This is a genomic window from Halomonas sp. A3H3, assembly GCF_000982975.1.
Classification (GTDB): domain Bacteria; phylum Pseudomonadota; class Gammaproteobacteria; order Pseudomonadales; family Halomonadaceae; genus Vreelandella; species Vreelandella titanicae.
Genome location: NZ_HG423343.1, coordinates 4,031,245 through 4,051,202 on the forward strand (window position 1 = coordinate 4,031,245; position 19,958 = coordinate 4,051,202).

21 protein-coding genes are annotated in these 19,958 nt (G+C 54.9%); 14 read left to right on the top strand and 7 right to left on the bottom strand.

The features are described 5' to 3' along the window. Window positions 1-104: 104 nt before the first annotated feature. The 3 genes from HALA3H3_RS18195 to HALA3H3_RS18205 form a co-directional block, all read right to left on the bottom strand. Window positions 105-926, bottom strand: coding sequence for an AraC family transcriptional regulator (locus HALA3H3_RS18195; RefSeq protein WP_022522991.1), 822 nt, complete (start codon window positions 924-926; stop codon window positions 105-107). A 60-nt stretch (window positions 927-986) separates the two neighbouring features. Next, the gene (locus HALA3H3_RS18200) at window positions 987-1,346 is read right to left on the bottom strand and encodes a hypothetical protein (RefSeq protein WP_022522992.1); all 360 of its coding nucleotides are present in this window, start codon (window positions 1,344-1,346) and stop codon (window positions 987-989) included. Between the two features lie 269 nt (window positions 1,347-1,615). Beyond that, window positions 1,616-2,023: a CBS domain-containing protein gene (locus tag HALA3H3_RS18205; RefSeq protein WP_022522993.1), complete on the bottom strand. Its 408-nt coding sequence runs from the start codon at window positions 2,021-2,023 to the stop codon at window positions 1,616-1,618. A gap of 241 nt (window positions 2,024-2,264) precedes the next feature. On the opposite strand from HALA3H3_RS18205, the gene HALA3H3_RS18210 reads away from it, so the two are divergent. The 8 genes from HALA3H3_RS18210 (at window position 2,265) to HALA3H3_RS18245 (ending at window position 8,503) form a co-directional block, all read left to right on the top strand. Then, a complete protein-coding gene (locus tag HALA3H3_RS18210; RefSeq protein ID WP_022522994.1) occupies window positions 2,265-2,822 on the top strand; it encodes a YqaE/Pmp3 family membrane protein in 558 nt (185 codons plus the stop codon). A gap of 88 nt (window positions 2,823-2,910) precedes the next feature. Continuing rightward, entirely contained in the window at window positions 2,911-3,780 is an 870-nt protein-coding gene (locus HALA3H3_RS18215; RefSeq protein WP_022522995.1) for a carboxylate/amino acid/amine transporter, read from the top strand. Window positions 3,781-3,843: 63 nt separating this feature from the next. Beyond that, window positions 3,844-4,779, top strand: coding sequence for an NAD(+) kinase (locus HALA3H3_RS18220; RefSeq protein WP_039859209.1), 936 nt, complete (start codon window positions 3,844-3,846; stop codon window positions 4,777-4,779). Between the two features lie 2 nt (window positions 4,780-4,781). Continuing rightward, window positions 4,782-5,768 (top strand): metallophosphoesterase, encoded by a 987-nt coding sequence (locus HALA3H3_RS18225; RefSeq protein WP_027958679.1) that lies wholly within the window; start codon window positions 4,782-4,784, stop codon window positions 5,766-5,768. 240 nt (window positions 5,769-6,008) lie between these two features. Next, complete coding sequence (locus HALA3H3_RS18230; RefSeq protein WP_009287098.1) at window positions 6,009-6,860, top strand: rhomboid family intramembrane serine protease; 852 nt, start codon at window positions 6,009-6,011, stop codon at window positions 6,858-6,860. Between the two features lie 10 nt (window positions 6,861-6,870). Beyond that, the gene (locus tag HALA3H3_RS18235) at window positions 6,871-7,155 is read left to right on the top strand and encodes a YeaC family protein (protein WP_022522996.1); all 285 of its coding nucleotides are present in this window, start codon (window positions 6,871-6,873) and stop codon (window positions 7,153-7,155) included. Beyond that, window positions 7,139-7,999: a DUF2797 domain-containing protein gene (locus HALA3H3_RS18240; RefSeq protein WP_051430530.1), complete on the top strand. Its 861-nt coding sequence runs from the start codon at window positions 7,139-7,141 to the stop codon at window positions 7,997-7,999. Before HALA3H3_RS18235 ends, HALA3H3_RS18240 begins: the two co-directional genes overlap by 17 nt. A gap of 78 nt (window positions 8,000-8,077) precedes the next feature. Continuing rightward, window positions 8,078-8,503, top strand: a complete 426-nt coding sequence (locus tag HALA3H3_RS18245; RefSeq protein WP_022522998.1) for a CopD family protein — start codon at window positions 8,078-8,080, stop codon at window positions 8,501-8,503. Between the two features lie 25 nt (window positions 8,504-8,528). Here the strand turns inward: HALA3H3_RS18245 and HALA3H3_RS18250 are convergent, their stop codons facing one another. Then, a complete protein-coding gene (locus HALA3H3_RS18250; protein ID WP_022522999.1) occupies window positions 8,529-8,990 on the bottom strand; it encodes a DUF2231 domain-containing protein in 462 nt (153 codons plus the stop codon). A 36-nt stretch (window positions 8,991-9,026) separates the two neighbouring features. Here HALA3H3_RS18250 and coxB point away from each other — a divergent pair, with 36 nt between their 5' ends. The 4 genes from coxB to HALA3H3_RS18270 are packed head-to-tail and all read left to right on the top strand — an operon-like array spanning window position 9,027 to window position 15,150. Next, window positions 9,027-10,070, top strand: a complete 1,044-nt coding sequence (coxB, locus tag HALA3H3_RS18255; protein WP_022523000.1) for a cytochrome c oxidase subunit II — start codon at window positions 9,027-9,029, stop codon at window positions 10,068-10,070. Then, complete coding sequence (gene ctaD / locus HALA3H3_RS18260) at window positions 10,067-12,607, top strand: cytochrome c oxidase subunit I (protein WP_022523001.1); 2,541 nt, start codon at window positions 10,067-10,069, stop codon at window positions 12,605-12,607. Before coxB ends, ctaD begins: the two co-directional genes overlap by 4 nt. 3 nt (window positions 12,608-12,610) lie before the next feature. Beyond that, a complete protein-coding gene (locus HALA3H3_RS18265) occupies window positions 12,611-12,958 on the top strand; it encodes a hypothetical protein (RefSeq protein WP_022523002.1) in 348 nt (115 codons plus the stop codon). 47 nt (window positions 12,959-13,005) lie between these two features. Continuing rightward, window positions 13,006-15,150 carry a heavy metal translocating P-type ATPase gene (locus tag HALA3H3_RS18270; RefSeq protein WP_053857229.1) on the top strand — a complete coding sequence of 715 codons (2,145 nt, stop codon included), beginning with the start codon at window positions 13,006-13,008 and terminating at the stop codon, window positions 15,148-15,150. Here HALA3H3_RS18270 and HALA3H3_RS18275 read toward each other — a convergent pair. Continuing rightward, entirely contained in the window at window positions 15,147-15,446 is a 300-nt protein-coding gene (locus HALA3H3_RS18275) for a winged helix-turn-helix domain-containing protein (protein WP_022523004.1), read from the bottom strand. The genes HALA3H3_RS18270 and HALA3H3_RS18275 overlap by 4 nt on opposite strands. A 41-nt stretch (window positions 15,447-15,487) precedes the next feature. Further along, entirely contained in the window at window positions 15,488-16,561 is a 1,074-nt protein-coding gene (locus HALA3H3_RS18280; protein ID WP_009287094.1) for a PA0069 family radical SAM protein, read from the bottom strand. Between the two features lie 169 nt (window positions 16,562-16,730). On the opposite strand from HALA3H3_RS18280, the gene HALA3H3_RS18285 reads away from it, so the two are divergent. Both HALA3H3_RS18285 and HALA3H3_RS18290 read left to right on the top strand, forming a co-directional pair. Next, window positions 16,731-17,462 carry an SDR family oxidoreductase gene (locus HALA3H3_RS18285; protein WP_022523005.1) on the top strand — a complete coding sequence of 244 codons (732 nt, stop codon included), beginning with the start codon at window positions 16,731-16,733 and terminating at the stop codon, window positions 17,460-17,462. A 60-nt stretch (window positions 17,463-17,522) separates the two neighbouring features. Beyond that, window positions 17,523-18,062 carry a DinB family protein gene (locus HALA3H3_RS18290; protein ID WP_022523006.1) on the top strand — a complete coding sequence of 180 codons (540 nt, stop codon included), beginning with the start codon at window positions 17,523-17,525 and terminating at the stop codon, window positions 18,060-18,062. Between the two features lie 132 nt (window positions 18,063-18,194). On the opposite strand, the gene pgi is transcribed toward HALA3H3_RS18290, so the two are convergent. Then, window positions 18,195-19,862 (bottom strand): glucose-6-phosphate isomerase, encoded by a 1,668-nt coding sequence (gene pgi / locus HALA3H3_RS18295; protein ID WP_022523007.1) that lies wholly within the window; start codon window positions 19,860-19,862, stop codon window positions 18,195-18,197. Between the last annotated feature and the right edge of the window lie 96 nt (window positions 19,863-19,958).

Here is a 19,958-nt window from a genome sequence, read left to right on the forward strand (position 1 = left end):
ATAAGCGAATGTAGAGTGCAGCTACCTTTGGTGTATGTTGATTTCAGGGCAAAACGTGTCAATTCCGCGGCAAGAGTAGCCTTTATACGACTTTAGTAGAGTTTTTACTGGCCTGCTACTGACCCTAAAGCAGCGTTTGATGGGTTAATTGAGATCGGTGGTACATCTGCCTGGCGTAATTTCCGCGGCGATAATCCGTAACTGCGGCGAAATGCATGAGAGAGCGCGCTTTGGTTGGCAAAGCCGGTTTGAATCGCAATATCGGTGAGGGGCAAGCGGCTTTGCAGGATCAGTTGACGGGCCGCATGTAGACGTTGGCGCTTGACGTACTGCCAGGGCGAAAGCCCCGTTTGAGCGCGGAAGCAGTCGGAAAAATGCGCTTCGCTTAGACAGGCTAGCCGCGCTAGATCAGCGACGCGCAGGTCTTCGGCGAGATGTTGACGAATAAAGCGGTTAATACGCGTCAAATCCAAGCGCTGCTGCGTACTGTTGGCGGTAGTACCTAGGCGCGCTTTTAGTGAACCCAAAAGTGTGGCGGCTAAACGGTCTTGCTGAAAGGAGTTTGTCGATGTATCCAACCCTTGAGCAAGTTCGCTCTGCATAAACGCTAGGTAGTGGCGTAGTGCGTTATCCAGGCCAAAAAAGCGTGGGGCATCGAATAGTGCTACCAGTTCGCGGTTCTCACCGGTTAGCGCAGGGGCGTCTTCGGGAAGATCGAAAATTAACTGCCGGTTATGGCCGTAACCTGAGTAGTAGTGTTCGTGGTTAGCGGGCACGATACAGCCCGAGAATGCATTTACTCGCCCACCCAAGCCTTCAATTTCAAATTCTGAAGAGCCGCATAGCGTAATCACAATCTGATGAAAATCATGTGTGTGGTGATGTGTAGCGCTAGCTAGCGGTATTTGTCGAATGGTACTGGGCATGCAGTTCTCCTGAATTGCATTAGGTCTCCTGAACCGCAATACGCCTTCAAAACACAACAGCTACTGCTGGCGAAGGGCAGTGTGGGCGGATAAATGGTCGCGAAGGGCCTGAAGCTCTGCCTGTCCCTCTTGATTGAGCAACGGCTTGCCCTGGGCAACCATCCAACGGCGGCCGTGCTGTTCCATCAGGTGTGCGGCACGGCGTCTGATGCCGTCCAAGTACTCGTTGTGCCGAATAGGGTAACCGATTATCGCGTTCCACTCGGTTTCGCTCACTTGGCTGCTGAGCGCTTTATCAAACAGCGCCAGTAAATCTTTAGGCTCAGTACGGTAACGTGGGGTGCTTGACGTCATCAGCACCAGCATTACCGCACCAATCACGAGTAAGCAGACTCCAAACACTAATAAATACAGCGCCATTCGCTCTGCTCCTGGGCGTCGTCCGTTAATAAATAGCTACGTTATTATACGCTTGGCGCCGCTAGGGTCGAAAATTTTACTTTTTTGCGAACTTTTACTTCATAGCGTGTCTGAGTATGTACAGGCAGCATCGCGATAGCAGTCGCTAAAGTTGTTGTCCTGGCTCTTTGTTTTGATCCCTTGCTTCCGCTACTTCTTGAGTAGCGGCTTTTTTTTGTCTAAAGCTCAACTGTTCTTCGACACCTGATTTGAAACCGTTAAGCACTCTGCTAGTGGCGACGTATAGCCAGCAGCGCTACCAGGATATCACGTCGTGTCACAATTCCTATTAGACGCTGCTGTTCCACTACTGGGTAGACTTTGGGTTTAGGGCCTAGCATCTCCTGGGCTAGGTCGGTAATGCTTTTATTGGGAGAGACGCTGAGCACTTCGTGGCGCATCATCTCTTTCACCAGGGGCGCTTCATCGTCATGATAAATGCTGTCCAGCACACGTCCCATGACATCCTGCTCCGAAATAAAGCCGATTAAACGATCACTCTCATCCACAACCGGTGCGCCAGGCAGGCGATGCAGTGCCAGCCCCTTGGCCAAGGTTGTTATCGAGGCGTTGGGTGAAACGCGGTAGCAATCACGGGACATGATATCGCGGACGATGCTAGGGGTTGCTCTATTCATGGTGGGCGCTCCTCGCTCATCGTATTCAGCGCTATGGCAAATCGGGTATCGCAAATTATGCGAACTGATAAGTCGTCGCTAAGTGCTAAAGTAGCTTCAACACTTTCACTGTAGGCGATTTAAGCCGCTGTGTTCTAACTGCAAGCCGTGTTTTTTCAACGCTATAAGTACTGAATTTTCTAAGCTGTTAATTTTCTAACTGCTCAAATGACCTGCAAGTTAACGAAATAAGGAGCTACTCATGGATGCACGTGAGTACTTAAACCGCAAAGGGGTAGGGCTCGACCGCGACCCTGACCGGCCAAATACCTTGGAAGAGAAGGCCTGGGAGCGTGCGCGGGGTTCCGGTCACCAGCGGCCAAAATCGGGGACGCCTCACGACTGGGAGGATTGGGAGCGTTATCACGATGACCTGGCAGAAGGGGCTGAAACCCTAGAGCAAAAAATTGATAAAGAAGCCCACCGACTTGCCCAGGAGCGGGCAGCTAAGGCCGCGGCTGAACCAGCCTCCAGCTCAGTGGAGCACTTCACTCCGACGTCTAACGTTGATCCAGCGCCTGCCGAAGCCGCGTCTGCCAAAGCCACGCCGCCTAAAGCGACGCCCTTAGAGCAAGTGGAACAAACTGTCCCGGAGCCTGGAGCGTTAAAATTCGCCTACTATGCTCTTGCGTTACTATTGCCGCCGCTGGCGGTGGGGCTAACTAATGGTGGTCGTAAGCGAGTAGGGGTAGCTGTGTTGCTAACCCTAGCGGGCTGGCTGCCCGGTGTCGTGTATGCTTTTTGGTGGTTGCAGCGTTAACTAAAGACCCTTGCAGACGTTAACTACTTGGCAGCCTGATCCAGGTGCGTATAATCCCGGTAAACTAATTTACAAGCCGGGGTTTACGATGGGTTATTTGATAGGCGTCACGGCGCTATGGGCGTTCTCATTTTCGCTGATAGGCGTCTACTTGGCGGGCCAGGTCGACAGCTACTTTGCAGTACTTTTGCGGGTAACGCTTGCTACCCTGGTCTTCCTGCCTTTTTTAAGACCCAGCCTTCTGCGGGGTAAGCACCGGCTGGCGCTTATGGGCTTAGGTGCTATACAGCTGGGAGTAATGTACACCTTCTTCTATCAATCCTTTCTGCTGCTGTCGGTACCTGAAGTGCTGCTGTTTACTATCTTCACGCCTATTTATATCGCGCTACTGGATGATCTGCTGTTTGGGCGTTTTACGCCGATTTATATCGTGACTGCACTGCTCGCCGTCGTTGGGGCGGGGGTGATTCGCTATGACGGCGTTGATAGCGGTTTCTGGGCAGGCTTTTTAGTTGTGCAGGGGGCCAACCTCTGTTTCGCGCTTGGTCAGGTAGGCTATCGCCGTTTAGCCGCTGATTTGCCACCTACCCTGGCGTGGCACAACGTGTTTGGTTGGTTCTTTATTGGCGCGATGGTCGTGGCCCTGCCTGCTTATTTACTCTTTGGTAACAGCGCAGCACTGCCTACCACGTCACTACAGTGGGGCGTGCTCGCATGGTTGGGGCTAGTGGCTTCTGGCGTGGGCTATTTTGCCTGGAACCAGGGCGCCACCAAAGTAGATGCAGGCACTTTAGCGATTATGAATAATGCGCTGGTGCCGGCGGGGCTAATCGTCAATCTAGTGATTTGGAACCGCGATGCGGATATTCCGCGTTTGCTGTTGGGGGCACTTATCATGGCCGCCTCCCTATGGCTCAATCACTGGTGGTGCCAGCGTCGTCAGGTAGCCGTTAGCTAAGCCTATTTGCCCGATAGCTGAGGTGTCCCCATAATGGCGACTTATGTTAGCGAGAGTCGGCCCATGAGCAACACCTTATCAGCAGACGCTAAGTCAGCGCCCTCCAGCGATCAATCAAGCAGAACCTTTAAAACTATTGGGCTGATTGGTCGGCTGGGGAGTGACAAAGTGGTCGACTCCCTTCAGCGGTTGGTAACCTACCTGGTCGCCCATGACTACTCGGTATTAGTGGAAGATCGCACCGCTACTGTCATACCGCACCATGGTCAGCCGGAAGCCAGCCGCCGCATGCTGGGCGAGCTGTGTGACTTGGTGATTGTGGTAGGGGGCGATGGTAGTCTATTGGGCGCGGCGCGTGCGCTATGCCGCAGCGGTACGCTGATTTTAGGCGTTAATCGGGGCCGCTTGGGGTTTCTTACCGATATCTCCCCAGATGAGTTGGAAACCCGCGTCAGTGAAGTGCTGGCGGGGGAGTTTGAGGTTGAACAGCGTTTTTTGCTCGATACTGTGCTCTACCGTAATGGCGTTGCCGTAGGTAATGGCGATGCCTTGAACGAAGTCGTGCTGCACCCTGGTAAAGCGGTGCGCATGATAGAGTTTGAGCTGTTTATCGATGGTCAGTTTGTGTATAGCCAGCGCAGCGATGGCTTGATCGTTGCCACTCCTACCGGTTCTACGGCCTACGCACTCTCTGGCGGCGGGCCGATCATGCACCCCAAACTGGATGTTGTGACGCTGGTGCCGATGTTCCCGCATACGCTGTCGAGTCGCCCCATTGTGATCGATGCCGCTAGTGAAATACGTATTCACATTGGCGAAACCAACCAGTCCTACCCGCATATCAGCTGCGATGGACAAACTCGCGCGGTAGCCAAGCCCAACGATGTGCTGGTGATTACCCGCAAGCCTGAGCGTATCCAACTGGTGCACCCCATCGGGCATAATTTTTACGAAGTGCTGCGCAGCAAATTAGGCTGGAGCCACCGGTTGGGGGATTGAGCATGGAGGGATACGACCTCATTGGGGATGTCCACGGCTGCGGTGCTACGCTCGCCTCTCTGCTGGAAAAGCTGGGTTACCACCAGCGCAACGGCGTCTATCGCCACCCGCGTCGCAAAGTGATTTTCCTCGGTGATTTGATTGATCGTGGCCCGAGAATTCGCCTGGCAGTGACCATTGCCCGGCGAATGGTCGAGCAGGGCGAAGCGTATATCGTCATGGGTAATCACGAGTATAACGCCCTGGCGTATACCCATCCTGGGCCTGCAGGTAGCCACAAACGCTGGTTGCGCGAACATACGCCGCGGCATAATCGTATTATTCAGGACACCCTAGAGCAGTATCGCGACTACACCAACGAGTGGGAAGACACCCTGGCGTGGTTTAAAACCATCCCTTTGTGCTTGGAAATCGATGGTATCCGCGTGGTGCATGCCTGCTGGGATGAGGCGCTGATTGAAGAGCTGAAACAGCGCCGCCCTGATTACTGCATGGACACACAGTTTCTGATTGAGTCCACCAACTCCAAAACCCAGGCGTTTCGAATTTTAGACCGCCTCACCCGGGGCCCTCATGTCTCACTACCCAAAGGTATTGCGATACACTCTGGCGATGGCTTTACAAGACAAAGCTTTCGCGCCCACTTTTGGGCCCAGGCACCTCAGCAGTGGGGTGATGTCGTCTTTCAACCGGATAACTTGCCCGGCGACCTTGAAACGCGCGCATTGACCCACGAAGAGCGCCAGAAACTTAGCTACTACGGGCCAGAGCAGCCGCCGTTGTTTATCGGCCACTACTGGTGTGAAGGCATACCGGCACTGCCGACACATAATATTGCCTGCCTAGATTACAGTGCCGTGAAATATGGGCGTTTAGTGGCTTATCGCTGGAGTGGTGAGAGAGTATTAAATGCCGACCATTTTGTGTGGATTAAGGTACCAAAAGAGGAAAGGGCGCTGCCCAAACCCTGGGAAATCGACTTTGATTAACAGTTGTTTCATTTTGTTACATAAAATTACATATTTTTTTCAAAACGGCTGAACTAACCCTGCCGCTGGCCATCTGAGTAAGTGTTCCCTTGAATGATCCCTTGCTTTTATTCTCCGGCGGTTCCCACCGCCGGTTTTTTTTGCCTGTTTGTTGGCAACCGTGTGGTTCATTCAGTAGTTGTCTTCAATAGCTACCCGCTGCGGTCAGCATGCCGCAAGCGCTTTGATTAGAGGGATGTCATGCATCCAGTGATGCTTCTGCCCGATCACGCGGATACCAGTGAACTTCGCCAAGCACTCTGGCGCCACCGCATTGGTCACCGCATTACCGATGAAGCGGACGGCCAACTGTTATGGATAGCCGACCCACGCCAGCTTGGCGAACTTAAAGCACTGCTAGAGCGCTGGCAGCGGGGCGAACCCCTGGTGCTTCATCAGGCTGCTCAGCGCCCGCGCACCATGACCAACTTCTTGGCATCGTTAAAGCAAGTGCCGGTAACGGCGCTGATGATTGTCATTAGTCTGGTGGTATTTGCCCTGATTGGTGTTTTTGGTGACCAGTTGATTGTCACTCTAACCATCGTGCCGATAGGTATTTCAGGGGGTGAGCTGGTCTTCGGTAATCTGTCTCAAACGCTTACGTCAGGACAAGTATGGCGCTTTTTATCGCCTGCTTTTCTGCACTTTGGCTGGATGCATTTAATATTTAACCTGATGTGGGTGTGGTACTTCGGACGTCAGATTGAAGCACTCCAAGGCAGCCGTACCATGTTACTGCTGTTGATTGTGGCGGGCGTTGGCGCGAATGTGGCGCAGTACGCGACCGGCACCGTGCTATTCGGTGGCATGTCCGGGGTGGTATATGCCTTACTGGCCCACGTTTGGTTGATGTCACGCAGGGTGCCCCAAAGCGGCTTCTTTGTACCGCAAATGCTGGTGGTCTTTATGCTCGGCTGGATGGTGTTCACCATGACTGATATGGCGGGCAGCGTTGGTTTTGGCAATGTCGCTAATGAAGCACATTTGGGCGGTCTACTCGTGGGGCTTGTCACAGGCTGGTATTATTCATCCCGCCGTTTGAAAAACCGTTAAGAGGCCTGCAATGAGCGAAATGACGTTCGAAAAAATGATCAACCAGATGACCCCAGCGATTTATGAAAGCCTTAAACAGGCGGTATCGCTGCGCAAATGGCCCGACGGTCGCCGCTTAACGCCGGAACAGACCGAACTCTGCTTGGAAGCCGTCATGCGCTTTGAGGTGGAGAACAACGTGCCGGAAGAGAGTCGCGTAGGGTATTTAGAGCAGCGTACCTGCGGTGCAGCGGCTAGCGGTGCTGGCGTAACGCCTGAAATGGCGGGTTTGGCACGGGATGCCACGCGTGATTGAAGCGGCAGTACCGGGCTTTTCAGTACAGGGCTGTTTAAGCAAAATGGCGGCAGCGCTACCTGGCCGCCAAGATCAGCCGGTGGTTTACCACTTACGCGCGGGTGAGCACCGTGTTGCGCTTAACGAGCGTATCGGTGAGCCGCTTAGTTTGCGGTGGACGGGAGCAATTGCCTGTACCCACTGCGGGCGAGCAACCAAGAAGAGCTTTGCCCAAGGCCACTGTTACCCCTGCTTCAAGCGGCTAGCCCAGTGCGATACCTGCATTATGAAGCCGGAAACCTGCCACTTTTTCCAAGGCACTTGCCGTGAGCCGGAGTGGGGCGAGCGGCACTGCTTCCAGCCCCATATCGTCTATTTGGCTAACTCGTCGGGGCTTAAAGTCGGCATCACTCGCAAAACCCAAATGCCTACCCGCTGGCTGGATCAAGGCGCGATCCAGGCGCTGCCGATTCTTGAAGTGGATACTCGTCAGCAGTCCGGTTTTGTCGAAATGCTGTTTAAAGAGCAGGTGGCCGACCGCACCAATTGGCGTGCGATGCTCAAGGGCGACGTCGAAACCATGGATTTAAGTGCCGAGCGTGACCGTTTGCTAACCCTGCTAGCCGATGGGTTGCACCAACTGCGCGAAACCCATGGTGCGGACGCCATTCGCTTGTTGGAACAGCCAGCGCAACATTTTCACTACCCCGTCAGCGTTTTTCCCAAAAAAGTGGTGTCGCATAACTTTGATAAACAGCCGCTGGTAGAAGGCGTGCTGCAAGGCGTCAAAGGGCAGTATTTGATCCTTGATAGTGGGGTCATTAATCTCCGCAAATTCACTGGTTATGAGATCCAGGTAAGTTGAACGGCTAGCCATAAAGGGGTGCTTTGACTAAGGTTAGGGGTGATCTGCCCCCGCCTTACGCAACGCAAGGAAGCCCCGATGCCTTGGCTTAAACTGCTTCACATTGCCGCGCTAGTGATCTGGTGCGGCTCACTGCTTTATCTGCCCGCCTTGCTTAGCCAAGCACTGCAGCTTCGCAAAGACGCGGGCTTCGCTCAGGGCACACCGCCCATGCCGCGGTTTTTTTATAACTCAGTCGCTACCCCGGCCGCTTTAGTGGCTATTGCCTCGGGCACGCTGCTATTTCTCATCCATGGTGTGTTGGGCGGCTGGCTGATCTTAAAGCTGGGTGCCGTAGTGGCCATGGTCGCCGCTCATGGCAGCTTTGGCTGGTTAATCTTGCGCCTTGAGATGGGCCACTACCGCTGGGTAAAACCCGCCAACTGGACGGCGCTATGTGTTGCGTTAGCGGGCATTATAGGTGTGTTGGGGCTTGTGTTAGCTAAGCCACTGGATTGGAGCTAAAGCCGTGTCTTTTAACAGCTTAGTTTTAATCCTCAACGTCGACCCCCACGGCGTGCTCATACACCAACTGCCCACCCAGCCAGCCTGCCAAAGCGATCAACGCGGCGGTGAGCAGCGATACGGCCAGCCCCCAAGGCAAAATCGCACTCGGGTCGTTGAAGCGCAGCAGCCAGTTCAGCGACGCCAACGAGAGCATCACCACCGCGACGATAGCGTGGCTCCAGCCGGTAATCAGGCGGCGAATGCGCGGCACAGTGACCAGGTCAATAATGCCTGCCGTGCTGGCAATCCAACCGCCAAATGCGCCGACACCGGCCAGCCACAAGCTGGCGCGCAACCAGAATGGGTCGCCGCTAAGCAGGAAACCGATATCGCTTGCCACCAGCGCCATCAGGGCTGCGACGGGAAAGTGAATCATCACGGGATGAAGCGGATGGCCGGCGAGAGATGCGTGGCTTTTAATCGAGCGCTGGCGAGGCTTTGCCATGATCACTTCCTGTGGGCAGAAAAAGGAATTCAAGGGATGAGGCTGATAATTCAACGCTTAACCAAGCAGCGGGTCAACTCACTTGGCACACCGCTAGCGCTGTTAGTCGGCCTGCTATTAGCCGGTTGCGCGGGGGATAAGTCTATTCTAGACCCGGCAGGCCAAGCCGCGCGAGACGTGGCGATGATTTGGTGGGTAATGCTGAGTTTTGGCACTGTGGTATTGGTGCTGGTGACTGCTTTTTGGCTGTATACCTTCAAGCGCAAGGAGGTCGTACGTACGCCTGCTGAGGAGCGAAAAATAGCGCGTCGCTGGATTATTGGCGGTGGCATTGTGCTGCCGGTGGCCAGCATTACCGCACTACTGGCCTTTGGTGTGCCCACCGGCCAGCGGCTTTTACCGTTGCCCCTGGCAGAACCGCCGGAGGTAATTGAAGTGATTGGCCACCAGTGGTGGTGGGAAGTGCGCTACCCCGGCGCAGAAGGGGGAGAGGTGGTGACTTCAAATCAGCTCATCATGCCCGCTGGTGAGCCAGTCGATTTTCACGTTACGGGTGCGGACGTTATTCACGCTTTCTGGGTGCCTCGCCTGGGCGGCAAGATCGATATGATCCCAGGGCGAGTGAACAAAATACGCTTGGAAGCGGACGAACCGGCGGTATTTGGTGCTCAGTGCGCAGAGTTCTGCGGCGCCCAACATGCCCAGATGCAACTCTATGTGGAAGCCGTCGGGCGTGACGAGTACGACGCTTGGCTGGCCGCCCGTCAAACGGAAGCATTATCGTCGCTAGCTGCAAACGATCAGCAGCATGAGCCTGCCAGGGAGGCATTTATGACCCATTGCGCGAGCTGCCACCGGGTAGCGGGACTATCCTCTGGGGAGGAGGGGCCGGATCTTTCTGATCTTGGCAGTCGGTCTAGCCTAGGGGCAGGGATAATAGCCATGAAGGAGGGCGCAGTTACCCACTGGCTTAAGCACCACCAACGCTTAAAACCGGGCAACAAAATGCCGCCCCACGATGATATTGAGACGGCCACCTTGGCGTCCCTGGGGGCTTGGCTGGAGACGCTAACCCCATGACCACCATTAACCGTGAAGCGACCCCAGAAGGCGATAACATCGCAGGCCCCAACCAGTTGCACAGTGACTTGCACGATATCTGGGGCAATCCGCGTGGCTTAAAAGCCCTCACCATTGTGAATCACACCACTCTCGGCCTGCGCTTTATGGTGACCGGGATGGCGTTCTTCTTGCTCGGCGGGCTGTTAGCCATGCTGGTGCGAACCCAGCTGGCGCTCCCTGATCAAGACTTTATGTCGCCGGATATCTATAGCCAAGTCACCACCATGCATGGCACGGTGATGATGTTTCTGTTCGCCATCCCCATGCTGGAAGGGTTGGCGATTTATATGATTCCCAAGATGATCGGCGCTCGAGATCTGGTCTGCCCACGGCTAACATCCCTGGGTTACTGGTGCTATCTGTTTGGCGGTATCATCCTATCGTTTAGTTTGATTCTAGAGATGGCGCCTAATAGCGGCTGGTTTATGTATACCCCGCTTAGTGGCAGCGAGTATTCACCGGGTTTGGGCTCAGATTTCTGGCTGTTAGGGATCACCTTCGTTGAGATCTCCGCGCTGTCTGCCGGGGTCGAATTGGTGGTCTCGATACTGCGTACACGCACTCAGGGCATGGCGCTGCACAAAATGCCGCTGTTTGCCTGGTATATCCTTGCCATGGCGCTGATGATCGTGGTCGGTTTCCCGCCGCTGATTCTGGGCAGTATTCTACTGGAGCTTGAGCGCGCAGTGGGGATGCCCTTTTTTGAAGTGACCGGTGGCGGTGATCCGATTCTATGGCAGCACCTATTTTGGCTGTTCGGCCATCCCGAGGTTTACATCATTTTCCTGCCTGCGGCGGGCATTGTCTCCACGCTGATACCAGTGTTTGCTGGCCGTCCGATCGTTGGTTACGGCTGGGTGGTCTTCGCCATTACCGTGACAGGCTTTATCAGTTTCGGACTATGGGTTCACCACATGTTTACCGTGGGGATTCCGCAACTGGCTCAAGCATTCTTCTCCGCGGCCAGTATGCTGGTGGCGGTACCTACCGCGATTCAGGTGTTTGTCTGGCTGGCCACGCTATGGCTGGGTAAGCCCAAGATGAAGCTTCCAATGCTATGGATCATGGGCTTCCTGATTATCTTCGTGTGTGGAGGTTTGACTGGAGTAATGCTGGCGCTGGTGCCCTTTAACTGGCAGGTGCACGATACCCACTTTGTCGTAGCGCATATGCACTATGTGTTGGTGGGGGGCATGTTCTTCCCACTGATTGCCGGACTCTACTACTGGCTGCCGCTGTTTTCAGGGCGAATGCCTTCTGAAACCCTGGGCAAATGGGGCTTTTGGCTCACCTTTTTGGGCTTTAATGGCACTTTCTTGATCATGCACTGGACTGGCCTTTTGGGGATGCCGCGGCGGGTCTACTCTTATGAAACGGGCATGGGCTGGGATATTTTCAACCTGCTGTCATCCATGAGTAGCTTTATTATGTCGGCGGGGATTGCCATGGTGCTGCTGGATTTTGCGCTGCACTTCCGTTTTGGCAAACCCGCTAAGCATAATCCCTGGAACGCGGATACCCTGGAGTGGGCCAACAGTATGCCACCCAGCGCCTATAATTTTGTCAGCCTGCCAAAGGTCGATACGCGCCACCCACTATGGGATGACCCGGATCTACCGCGCACCATGGCAGAAGGGCAACATAGCTTGGCGGTGGCTACCCATGGCCGGCGGGAGATGTGGGGCACCGACCCATTAACGGGCAAAGTGCGTGAAATCATTCACCTGCCGGGTAACTCCTGGTGGCCGCTGTTCGCCGCAATGGCATTGGCCGTGGTGTGTTTAAGCCTGCTGACGCGGCTATATCCGCTGGCGGGTATCGCCGTTGTCGTGGCCGGACTATTTCTACTGCGCTGGTCTTGGGAGAATGGTGCGCATCCAAAAGCGGCGCCAGATGCAGAGGTAGCCCCCGGTGATCCACCGCTGCACTCGCGCACCATGGATGGCCCAGGCTTATGGGCCATGTCGATCACGCTGCTGGCCAATGGTTCGTTCTTTCTCTCTTACCTGTTTGGCTGGTTCTATCTATGGACGGTCTCACCCGAGTGGCGGATGCCTGAGACCTCACCGCTCTCCTTGGTGGGGCTGATCCTTGCCGGGGTGGCGCTAACTGCTGGCGTGGGAATTCTCGAAAAACTGGTGCGCGGTTTGCGCCAGGGTAAGGATGCGGGGCTGGCTGTGGGCATGTATTGCATCAGTGCCCTAGGCTTTGTTCAGGTTGCGATAACGCTTTGGGTGCTGTTGAGTGCAGACTTGGCGGTGACCGAAACCTCCCATGATGCGATCATTATGGTCGGGCTGGCCTATGCGCTGCTACACGGCGGTTTAGGCGCGGTGCTGACCCTGCTTCAGGGCCTGCGGGTAGGTTATGGCTATGTGGGTGCCCATGCGCCTTTCGAGCCTGCCGTGGTTGCCCAGTGGTGGCGCTATAACCTGGTGACGTTCTGGATACTCGTGGGCACGCTTGCCGTGTTGCCGCGTGTGATAGGGAGTTAAGCAATGGCTCAGCGCTTACACTTAACCCATCCATTGCATTTTGTGATTGGCTTAACGCTCTGGTGCATCTGGTTTGTGGCGGTTTATGGCGGACACGCAGTGGCCTGTGCTGTGGCGCCGCCCTCTCCCGAGCAGGGCGTATTCACCCTGGTGAACGCGATGCTGCTGGTGGTTAGTATCACGGCGATTGCGTTACTGGCGGTGCTAACAGTGGGTTGTTGCCGCATGGCTAGGCGCCATGAAGGGCAGCTGCGCTTTAATGCCACTGTTTCCGCCGGGCTGTATCTTTTCTCTACCTTAAGCGTTGTGTTTGCTGCAATGCCGATTATTGGTATTCCGCCTTGCCTGTAAGCGATGCGCTTAACAAAGAGGAAGAGCAGCTCTATACCCTCCACGGTATGTGGTGCACCAGCTGTGCCCTGGCCGTGGAGGGCTCTCTAAAGCGGCTTGAAGGCGTGCGTGAGGTTAGCGTCCACTACCCAAGCGCAACGCTCTGCATCAGCGGTACACCTGTCGCTATCCAGCTCCCAACGCTCGCCCCAAAGGTTAAACGTTTGGGCTATCGGCTTACGGAACTTGAGCCGGTGGCAGATGCCCATGGACGTTTAGAAGAGGAGAGCCGCTACCTGACGCTGAGGTTAATGGTCGGTTCGCTGTTCGGCATGTGGACGATGCTCGCTTCACTATTGATATATGCGGGTGCATTGCCTTCGGAGCGGATTGAACTGGTGGTGGCGTGGGTATCGGGGGCATTCTCCTTACCTGTCGTGCTGTTCGCAGGCGTGCCGTTTTACCGGGCCGGGTGGCGAACGCTGCTCGCCAAGCGCCCCGGCATGGATGTTTTAGTTAGCCTGGGTGTTATCGGCGCGGTGGTGGTCTCGGTTTGGCTACTAGGGCGCGGTTCTGCAGAGGTCTATTTCGACACGGCGGTGATGCTGATTGTGCTTTTACTGGTTGGTCGGCTGGTAGAAACGCTGTGCCGTCACCGTGGGCTAAAAGCGCTCGATGCTCTGGCGCTTCCAAATGATGACATAACGGTTTGGCAGAACGAGCACTGGGGATCGGTTCCTGTGGATGAAGTGACGAAGGGAACGCGCGTCGAGCTAGAGCCCGGTGAGTTGATAGCCCTTGATGGGATTCTGGAAGCCCCAGGTTGGATCGATACTGCCTCGCTTACTGGCGAAAGCCTGCCTCGCTACTTTAATGCAGGACAGAAGGTCTACGCGGGCTGCCGCTACCTGGGGACAACGCCGATGGTAATGCAGGTGAGTGCTGGGGTAGGCAAGCGGCGACTGGATCGGCTGTGTGACGAAATGCGCCGCTATCAGGCCAAAAAAGGCGAATTGCAGAAACTCGCTGACCGTTTTGCCGCATGGCTAAGCCCACTAGCGCTAGTGCTAGCGATGCTAACGCTGCCCACTGCGCTGCTACTTGGGTTGGGCTGGGAGGATGCCTTTGTGCGCGCACTGTCGGTGTTAGTGGTTGCTTGCCCCTGTGCCGTGGGGCTTGCAGTGCCGCTGGCAAGTCTTGCCGGTAGTGGCCAGGCCATGCAGCAGGGTGTTGCGCTACGCGACCCGGCAGCGCTCGAAACCTTGGCTCACATTCGCTCGGTAGCGCTGGATAAAACCGGCACCTTAACCACTGGCAGCCACTCGGTGCTGCACTGGCAGGCCCGGGAGGGCATTGATAAGCACACTTTGCAGCGCAAGCTCAGAGCCGCTGTTGCTGGCAGCGAACACCCCTTGGCACAAGCGTTAGCGTGCTGGTCGGGCAGCCAACATGATCGACATCACGAGCAATGCGTGGACGTAAACGAAGCGCCTGGGGAAGGGCGCCATGTGCGCTTGAGCAACGGTGAATGGCTGATGGTAGGCAGCGCCGATTGGCTTTCTCGCCATCAGATAGCGCTGCCAGACCACGAGGAGGACACAGCGCTGGCCTTTGCTACTCAAGTGATGGTAGCTGATGGTGCAGGCTGGCTAGCCACGCTCTATCTTACTGATCAGCCAGTGGAAGATGCTGAAAAAAGCGTGAAACACCTGCTAGATGCAGGGTATGTGGTGGCAATGATCAGCGGTGATCGGGAGGGGGTGGTTAGTTGGTTAGGTGAACGGGTGGGGCTTGGAAGAGAAGCTTGCTATGCCCAGCGCTCGCCTGAAGCCAAAGCGCGGCTTTTGCAGGGGTTGCCATCGCCAACGCTCTACGTGGGTGATGGCTTAAACGATACCTTGAGCCTGGCCGCGGCAGATGTTGGCATCGCTCCATTAAATGCCAGCGAAGCCGCCCGCGAAGGGGCTTCCGCACAGCTAATGACGCCGGGGATGGGGGGGGTAGTCAAACTGCTCAGTATTGCTAAACGTACGCGACGCATCATGGTTCAGAATCTGTTCTTTTCAGCGCTCTACAATACCTTGGCACTCGGGCTGGTGGTGCTGATGGCGATCCCCCCGCTAGTGGCGGTACTCGCCATGGCGGCAAGCTCGCTGACGGTTACCCTCAACGCTGCACGGCTGGCCTGGGCAGAGTCGGATGAAAATGGCTAAATTGCATAGCCAAGCGCCTGTTTAAGCCGCTCAGCGTGTGTGGCCACCCAACGTGGATCTATCGCCCCCCAATCACGTATCTGGTAGCGGCCGATGTTGTGACGCTCGCCCTCATCTTTCGTAAATACGCACTCGATATCCAGCTCGGCAAGAGATGCAATCGTATCCTGTGCGGTGCGCCGGGGCATACCGGTGGCCTCGATCAACGTCGGCACACTGGCGACACCTTGTTCGATCAAATGGGCGACGTATAAGCGGCGGTAAAAACTCGATTTGGTTTTGCTTAGAGCAGGCATTCGGCTTCCTTTGCAACTGATTTATGCGCGTGCTGCTTAGCTTAAATGAATAAATCCTGCTGCGCTCGTGGTGGGCGAAAATCCCGGGTGTTCAAGCCCTGCTCGGTGCGATCCTGCATGTTCCACTGACGGCTGGCGCGGGCAAAGCGTTGTGCAATTAAATCGGCAAATACCCCTTCACCGCGAAAGCGCTTACCAAACTTGGCATCGTACGCTTTACCGCCACGGCACTGACGCATTAGGCTCATCACTTTTGCGGCGCGCTCAGGGTAGTGCGCTTCTAACCACGCTTCAAACAGCGGTGCCACTTCATAGGGTAAACGTAGCAGCATCCAGGCGGCGGTTCTCGCCCCTGCACGGCTGGCGGCTTCCAAGAGCTTTTCGATTTCATGATCGGTTAGCCCCGGAATAACCGGCGAAATGAGCGCACCAACTGGAACACCTGCGGTATTCAGTTCACGAATGGCCCGCAAGCGCGCCTGAGGTGATGCCGCCCGTGGTTCTAATGTGCGTTTCAAGTTGGCATCCAGGCTGGTCAAACTGACAAACACGCGCACCAGCCGGTGTTCGGCCATCTCTGCCAGAAGCTCTAAATCGCGCAGCACTAAGGTGCTTTTAGTCACCAGCGTTACCGGATGGCGACACTCCAGTAGCAGCTCCAGCAGGCGGCGAGTGGTTTTGTAGGTAGCTTCTAACGGTTGATAACAGTCGGTGTTGCCGGAAAGGTTGATCGGGCGGCACACGTAATTAGGGTGGCACAGCTCTTCGGATAACCGCTCTACCAAGCCGCTGCGGGCAATCAGCTTGGTTTCAAAATCCAGCCCTGGGGATAAGTCCCAGTAGGCGTGAGAAGGACGGGCATAGCAGTAAACGCAGCCGTGCTCACAGCCGCGATATGGGTTCAGCGAGCGATCAAAAGGTAAATCTGGTGAGCGATTCCACGACAAAGCACTTTTGCTCACCTCCTCACGCACTTCGGTAGCGATAGTCGTAGAGGCCTCTTCCCGCCACCAGCCGTCATCTTCCTCCTCGCTGCGGGTAGGCGCAAAACGATTGTGCGGATCGTACGTTGCCCCGCGACCCTTATAGGAGCTTGGTGTTCCAAGAGATGTCATGGTTCACCTCTTTTGATATGGTTTTATATACAGTAGTTGTAAGGTGGCAAGAAATCAATAGCCAGTCAATTAATTAACTTGCAGTAGCTAAAAGGGCGCTACCCAAAGAACTATCGTGGGTTTAATGTGCAAGGTGGGTTTGTGACTAAAGAGCCAGCGAGGAAACGTTATGTCGAAAGTGGTCATCGTGACAGGGGGAAGCCGAGGTATCGGAGCGGCCACCGCAAAATTGCTAGGCGCAAAAGGCTATGCAGTGTGCGTGAACTATCTTGCTAATAGGGAGCTGGCAGATGATGTGGCTGATTGCATTATTCGAGCGGGTGGTCGAGCGTTTGCCTGTCAAGCGGATGTTAGCAGTGAAGCTGACGTTATCCGCCTGTTTGATGCAGCAGAAGAGCGCTTTGGCAAGGTGACACATTTGGTTAACAATGCAGGCATTCTGTTTACTCAATCCAAGCTGGTCGATATCGACCTTGAGCGCTTCAACCAAGTGCTTAATAGCAATGTGGTCAGCTGTTTTCTGTGCTCCAGAGAAGCCGTCAGGCGCTTCCCAGCAGGTAGTGCAATCGTCAATGTCTCATCGCTTGCCTCGCAAACAGGCTCGCCCTTTGAATATGTTGACTACGCTGCATCGAAAGGTGCCATGGATACCCTAACCAAGGGGTTGTCTCGCGAAGTTGCTGGCTCGGGGATTCGTGTTAACGCCGTTCGCCCCGGTTTTATCTACACTGATATGCATGCCGATGGTGGAGAACCAGGGCGGGTTGATCGTTTAGCTCCCCAGATTCCTATGCAGCGTGGCGGTAGCGCTGAAGAAGTGGCTAATACCATCGCTTGGTTGCTCTCGGACGAAGCCTCTTATGTAACGGGGTCATTCATTGATGTAGCAGGCGGGCGGTGATGCTGTTCTTCCCCCATATTTCAAACGTTCTAAATAGATGCTGCTTTTGGGTCTTAACTCATGACACTTCAACAACACTTCGAACAGTTAGCCACTTATAACCAGTGGATGAACACTAACCTCTATGATGCCGCCGGTAAGCTGAGCGCCTCTGAACTAGCTGAAGAGCGTGGAGCGTTCTTCGGCTCGATTTTTGGCACACTGAACCACATCGCGGTAGCCGACACGATTTGGCTCAAACGGTTTGCAACACACGCCTCTTCTTCCGCAAAGACGCTTGAGGTAATGGTGGCACTACCTACGCCAGAGCGTCTTGATCAGATTCTCTTTGATGACTTGAAGGGATTGAAAGCGCATCGCCAATGGCTCGATACCGTGATTATTAACTGGGTATCGGCGCTGACAGACGACGATTTGAGTACCACGCTGAGTTATCACAACATAAAAGGAGTGGCCTCAAAACGGCGCTACTCAAGCCTGATCGTTCACTTCTTCAATCACCAAACCCACCACCGCGGGCAGGCATCTACTTTGTTCTCCCAAGCCGGTGTGGATATTGGTGTCACCGATTTGTTGAATCTAATTCCGGATGAGTCTTAAGGGGAAAGCTTAGACAACGGGAACCGAGTTACTGGAATTAGTCATTTATTACAAACCGAAGGTTCCAGGGTTGCGAAACGCCGTGGCTTGTGAAAGCCACGGCGTTGTTTTCTATCGATTTACCCTATCCATTCAACGCTTCTTCCGTGATGGCTTCTTATCGGCACTGGCCGGTGCGCTTTCCTTTTCGCCGCTATCACCATTGGGGAAGTGAGCGCGAACCAGTTCCAGCAGACCTTGAGTTGAGGTGTCGAAGTCAGCAGCGTTGGTGTCGATGCGTTCGCTGATTTCACCGGCGATGCGCTTGCCAAGCTGCACGCCCCACTGGTCAAAGGAGTTGATGTTCCAGATGACCCCTTGCACGAACACCTTGTGCTCGTAGAGCGCGATCAGTGCCCCCAGGTTTTTTGGCGTTAGCTCATCCAGCAGTAGGGTGCTGGAAGGACGGTTGCCGGGGCAACTGTAGGGGTCGTGTTGACTGAGCTCTTTGCTGTCCCCTTGGCTGCCTTCCATAAAGGCGTTGGCCTGGGCGAGCATATTAGTCAGCAGTGCGAAGTGGTGGTCTTCAACGCCGGGCTCGGGCTTGAGTGAGGCAATAAAGTCGATAGGTACGTAGCGCGTGCCCTGGTGCAGCAACTGGAAGAAAGCGTGCTGGCCGTTGGAGCCGGTCTGGCCCCAGACAATCGGGCCGGTTTTGTAATTCACCGGGTGACCGAAAATATCCACCGATTTACCGTTAGACTCCATATCCAGCTGCTGCAGGAAAGAGGGTAGTTGGTTCAGCGCCTGGTCGTAGGGCACGATGGCTTGAGTTTCGGCGCCAATAAAGTTGATGTACCAAATACCAATCAGCGCCATTAGCACGGGCATGTTTTGCGAGAAGGGCGCGTTGATGAAATGGTTATCCATCTCATGAGCGCCTTCCAGCAGTTCGATAAAGCCTTCGAAACCGATCGACAGCGCAATCGGCAGGCCGATGGACGACCACATGGAGTAGCGTCCACCCACCCAGGCCCAGAACTCGAACACGTTCTCTTCGCGAATGCCGAATTCCATGGCCGCTTTGCGGTTGGTAGAGGCGGCAATAAAGTGCGCGCCCACGTCGGCATCTTCACCAGCGTTCTCCAGGAACCAGCGCCGCGCGGTTTTGGCGTTTAGCAGTGTCTCCTGGGTAGAGAAGGTCTTGGTAGAGACGATAAACAGCGTAGTCGCCGGATCAAGGCGCGAGAGCACTTTTTGAATATGGGTACCGTCCACATTGGAGACGAAGTGGAAGTGGAGCTCCGGGTGGCGGTATTTGAGCAGCGCGCGAACCGCCATATTGGGCCCAAGATCCGAGCCACCAATGCCGATATTGACCACGTCTTTAATGCGTTTGCCGTTGTAGCCTTTCCATTCACCGCTGCGCACCGCTTCCGAGAACAGCTTGATCTGCTCGCGGGTGCGGGTGATCTCCGGCATAACGTCTTCGCCGTCCACATATACCGGCTCATCGCCTAAGTGACGCAGAGCCGTATGCAGTACCGGGCGGTTTTCCGTAACGTTGATAATATCCCCGGAGAACATCTGTGCTCGGCGCTGTACCAGTGCGGAGTGGTCGGCTAGCTCAATCAGCTTGGTAAGCACTTCATCGGAGACATGGTGCTTGGAGTAGTCGAGAAACAGACCGCCCACCCGTAAACTCATTTTCTCAAAGCGCTGCGGGTCATTGGTGAAGTAGTCACGAATGCGGTCGTTGGCGGTTTTGTCGCGCAAGCGTTCAAGTGCCTGCCAGGTAACACTGCGAGTGAGCTGAAACATAGGATGATCCGTTTGTTATAGGTGAATTGGTGATCAAAAAGTAGGTTATGTAAAAATACTACATAAAAAATGACAAAGAGTAGAGGGTATAAGTGG

What these genes read in the sequence shown, in the direction of transcription:
- HALA3H3_RS18195 (WP_022522991.1), bottom strand. Translation starts at nt 926, where the DNA reads ATGCCCAGTACCATTCGACAAATACCGCTAGCTAGCGCTACACATCAC.
- HALA3H3_RS18200 (WP_022522992.1), bottom strand. Translation starts at nt 1,346, where the DNA reads ATGGCGCTGTATTTATTAGTGTTTGGAGTCTGCTTACTCGTGATTGGT.
- HALA3H3_RS18205 (WP_022522993.1), bottom strand. Translation starts at nt 2,023, where the DNA reads ATGAATAGAGCAACCCCTAGCATCGTCCGCGATATCATGTCCCGTGAT.
- HALA3H3_RS18210 (WP_022522994.1), top strand. Translation starts at nt 2,265, where the DNA reads ATGGATGCACGTGAGTACTTAAACCGCAAAGGGGTAGGGCTCGACCGC.
- HALA3H3_RS18215 (WP_022522995.1), top strand. Translation starts at nt 2,911, where the DNA reads ATGGGTTATTTGATAGGCGTCACGGCGCTATGGGCGTTCTCATTTTCG.
- HALA3H3_RS18220 (WP_039859209.1), top strand. Translation starts at nt 3,844, where the DNA reads ATGAGCAACACCTTATCAGCAGACGCTAAGTCAGCGCCCTCCAGCGAT.
- HALA3H3_RS18225 (WP_027958679.1), top strand. Translation starts at nt 4,782, where the DNA reads ATGGAGGGATACGACCTCATTGGGGATGTCCACGGCTGCGGTGCTACG.
- HALA3H3_RS18230 (WP_009287098.1), top strand. Translation starts at nt 6,009, where the DNA reads ATGCATCCAGTGATGCTTCTGCCCGATCACGCGGATACCAGTGAACTT.
- HALA3H3_RS18235 (WP_022522996.1), top strand. Translation starts at nt 6,871, where the DNA reads ATGAGCGAAATGACGTTCGAAAAAATGATCAACCAGATGACCCCAGCG.
- HALA3H3_RS18240 (WP_051430530.1), top strand. Translation starts at nt 7,139, where the DNA reads ATGCCACGCGTGATTGAAGCGGCAGTACCGGGCTTTTCAGTACAGGGC.
- HALA3H3_RS18245 (WP_022522998.1), top strand. Translation starts at nt 8,078, where the DNA reads ATGCCTTGGCTTAAACTGCTTCACATTGCCGCGCTAGTGATCTGGTGC.
- HALA3H3_RS18250 (WP_022522999.1), bottom strand. Translation starts at nt 8,990, where the DNA reads ATGGCAAAGCCTCGCCAGCGCTCGATTAAAAGCCACGCATCTCTCGCC.
- coxB (WP_022523000.1), top strand. Translation starts at nt 9,027, where the DNA reads ATGAGGCTGATAATTCAACGCTTAACCAAGCAGCGGGTCAACTCACTT.
- ctaD (WP_022523001.1), top strand. Translation starts at nt 10,067, where the DNA reads ATGACCACCATTAACCGTGAAGCGACCCCAGAAGGCGATAACATCGCA.
- HALA3H3_RS18265 (WP_022523002.1), top strand. Translation starts at nt 12,611, where the DNA reads ATGGCTCAGCGCTTACACTTAACCCATCCATTGCATTTTGTGATTGGC.
- HALA3H3_RS18270 (WP_053857229.1), top strand. Translation starts at nt 13,006, where the DNA reads ATGTGGTGCACCAGCTGTGCCCTGGCCGTGGAGGGCTCTCTAAAGCGG.
- HALA3H3_RS18275 (WP_022523004.1), bottom strand. Translation starts at nt 15,446, where the DNA reads ATGCCTGCTCTAAGCAAAACCAAATCGAGTTTTTACCGCCGCTTATAC.
- HALA3H3_RS18280 (WP_009287094.1), bottom strand. Translation starts at nt 16,561, where the DNA reads ATGACATCTCTTGGAACACCAAGCTCCTATAAGGGTCGCGGGGCAACG.
- HALA3H3_RS18285 (WP_022523005.1), top strand. Translation starts at nt 16,731, where the DNA reads ATGTCGAAAGTGGTCATCGTGACAGGGGGAAGCCGAGGTATCGGAGCG.
- HALA3H3_RS18290 (WP_022523006.1), top strand. Translation starts at nt 17,523, where the DNA reads ATGACACTTCAACAACACTTCGAACAGTTAGCCACTTATAACCAGTGG.
- pgi (WP_022523007.1), bottom strand. Translation starts at nt 19,862, where the DNA reads ATGTTTCAGCTCACTCGCAGTGTTACCTGGCAGGCACTTGAACGCTTG.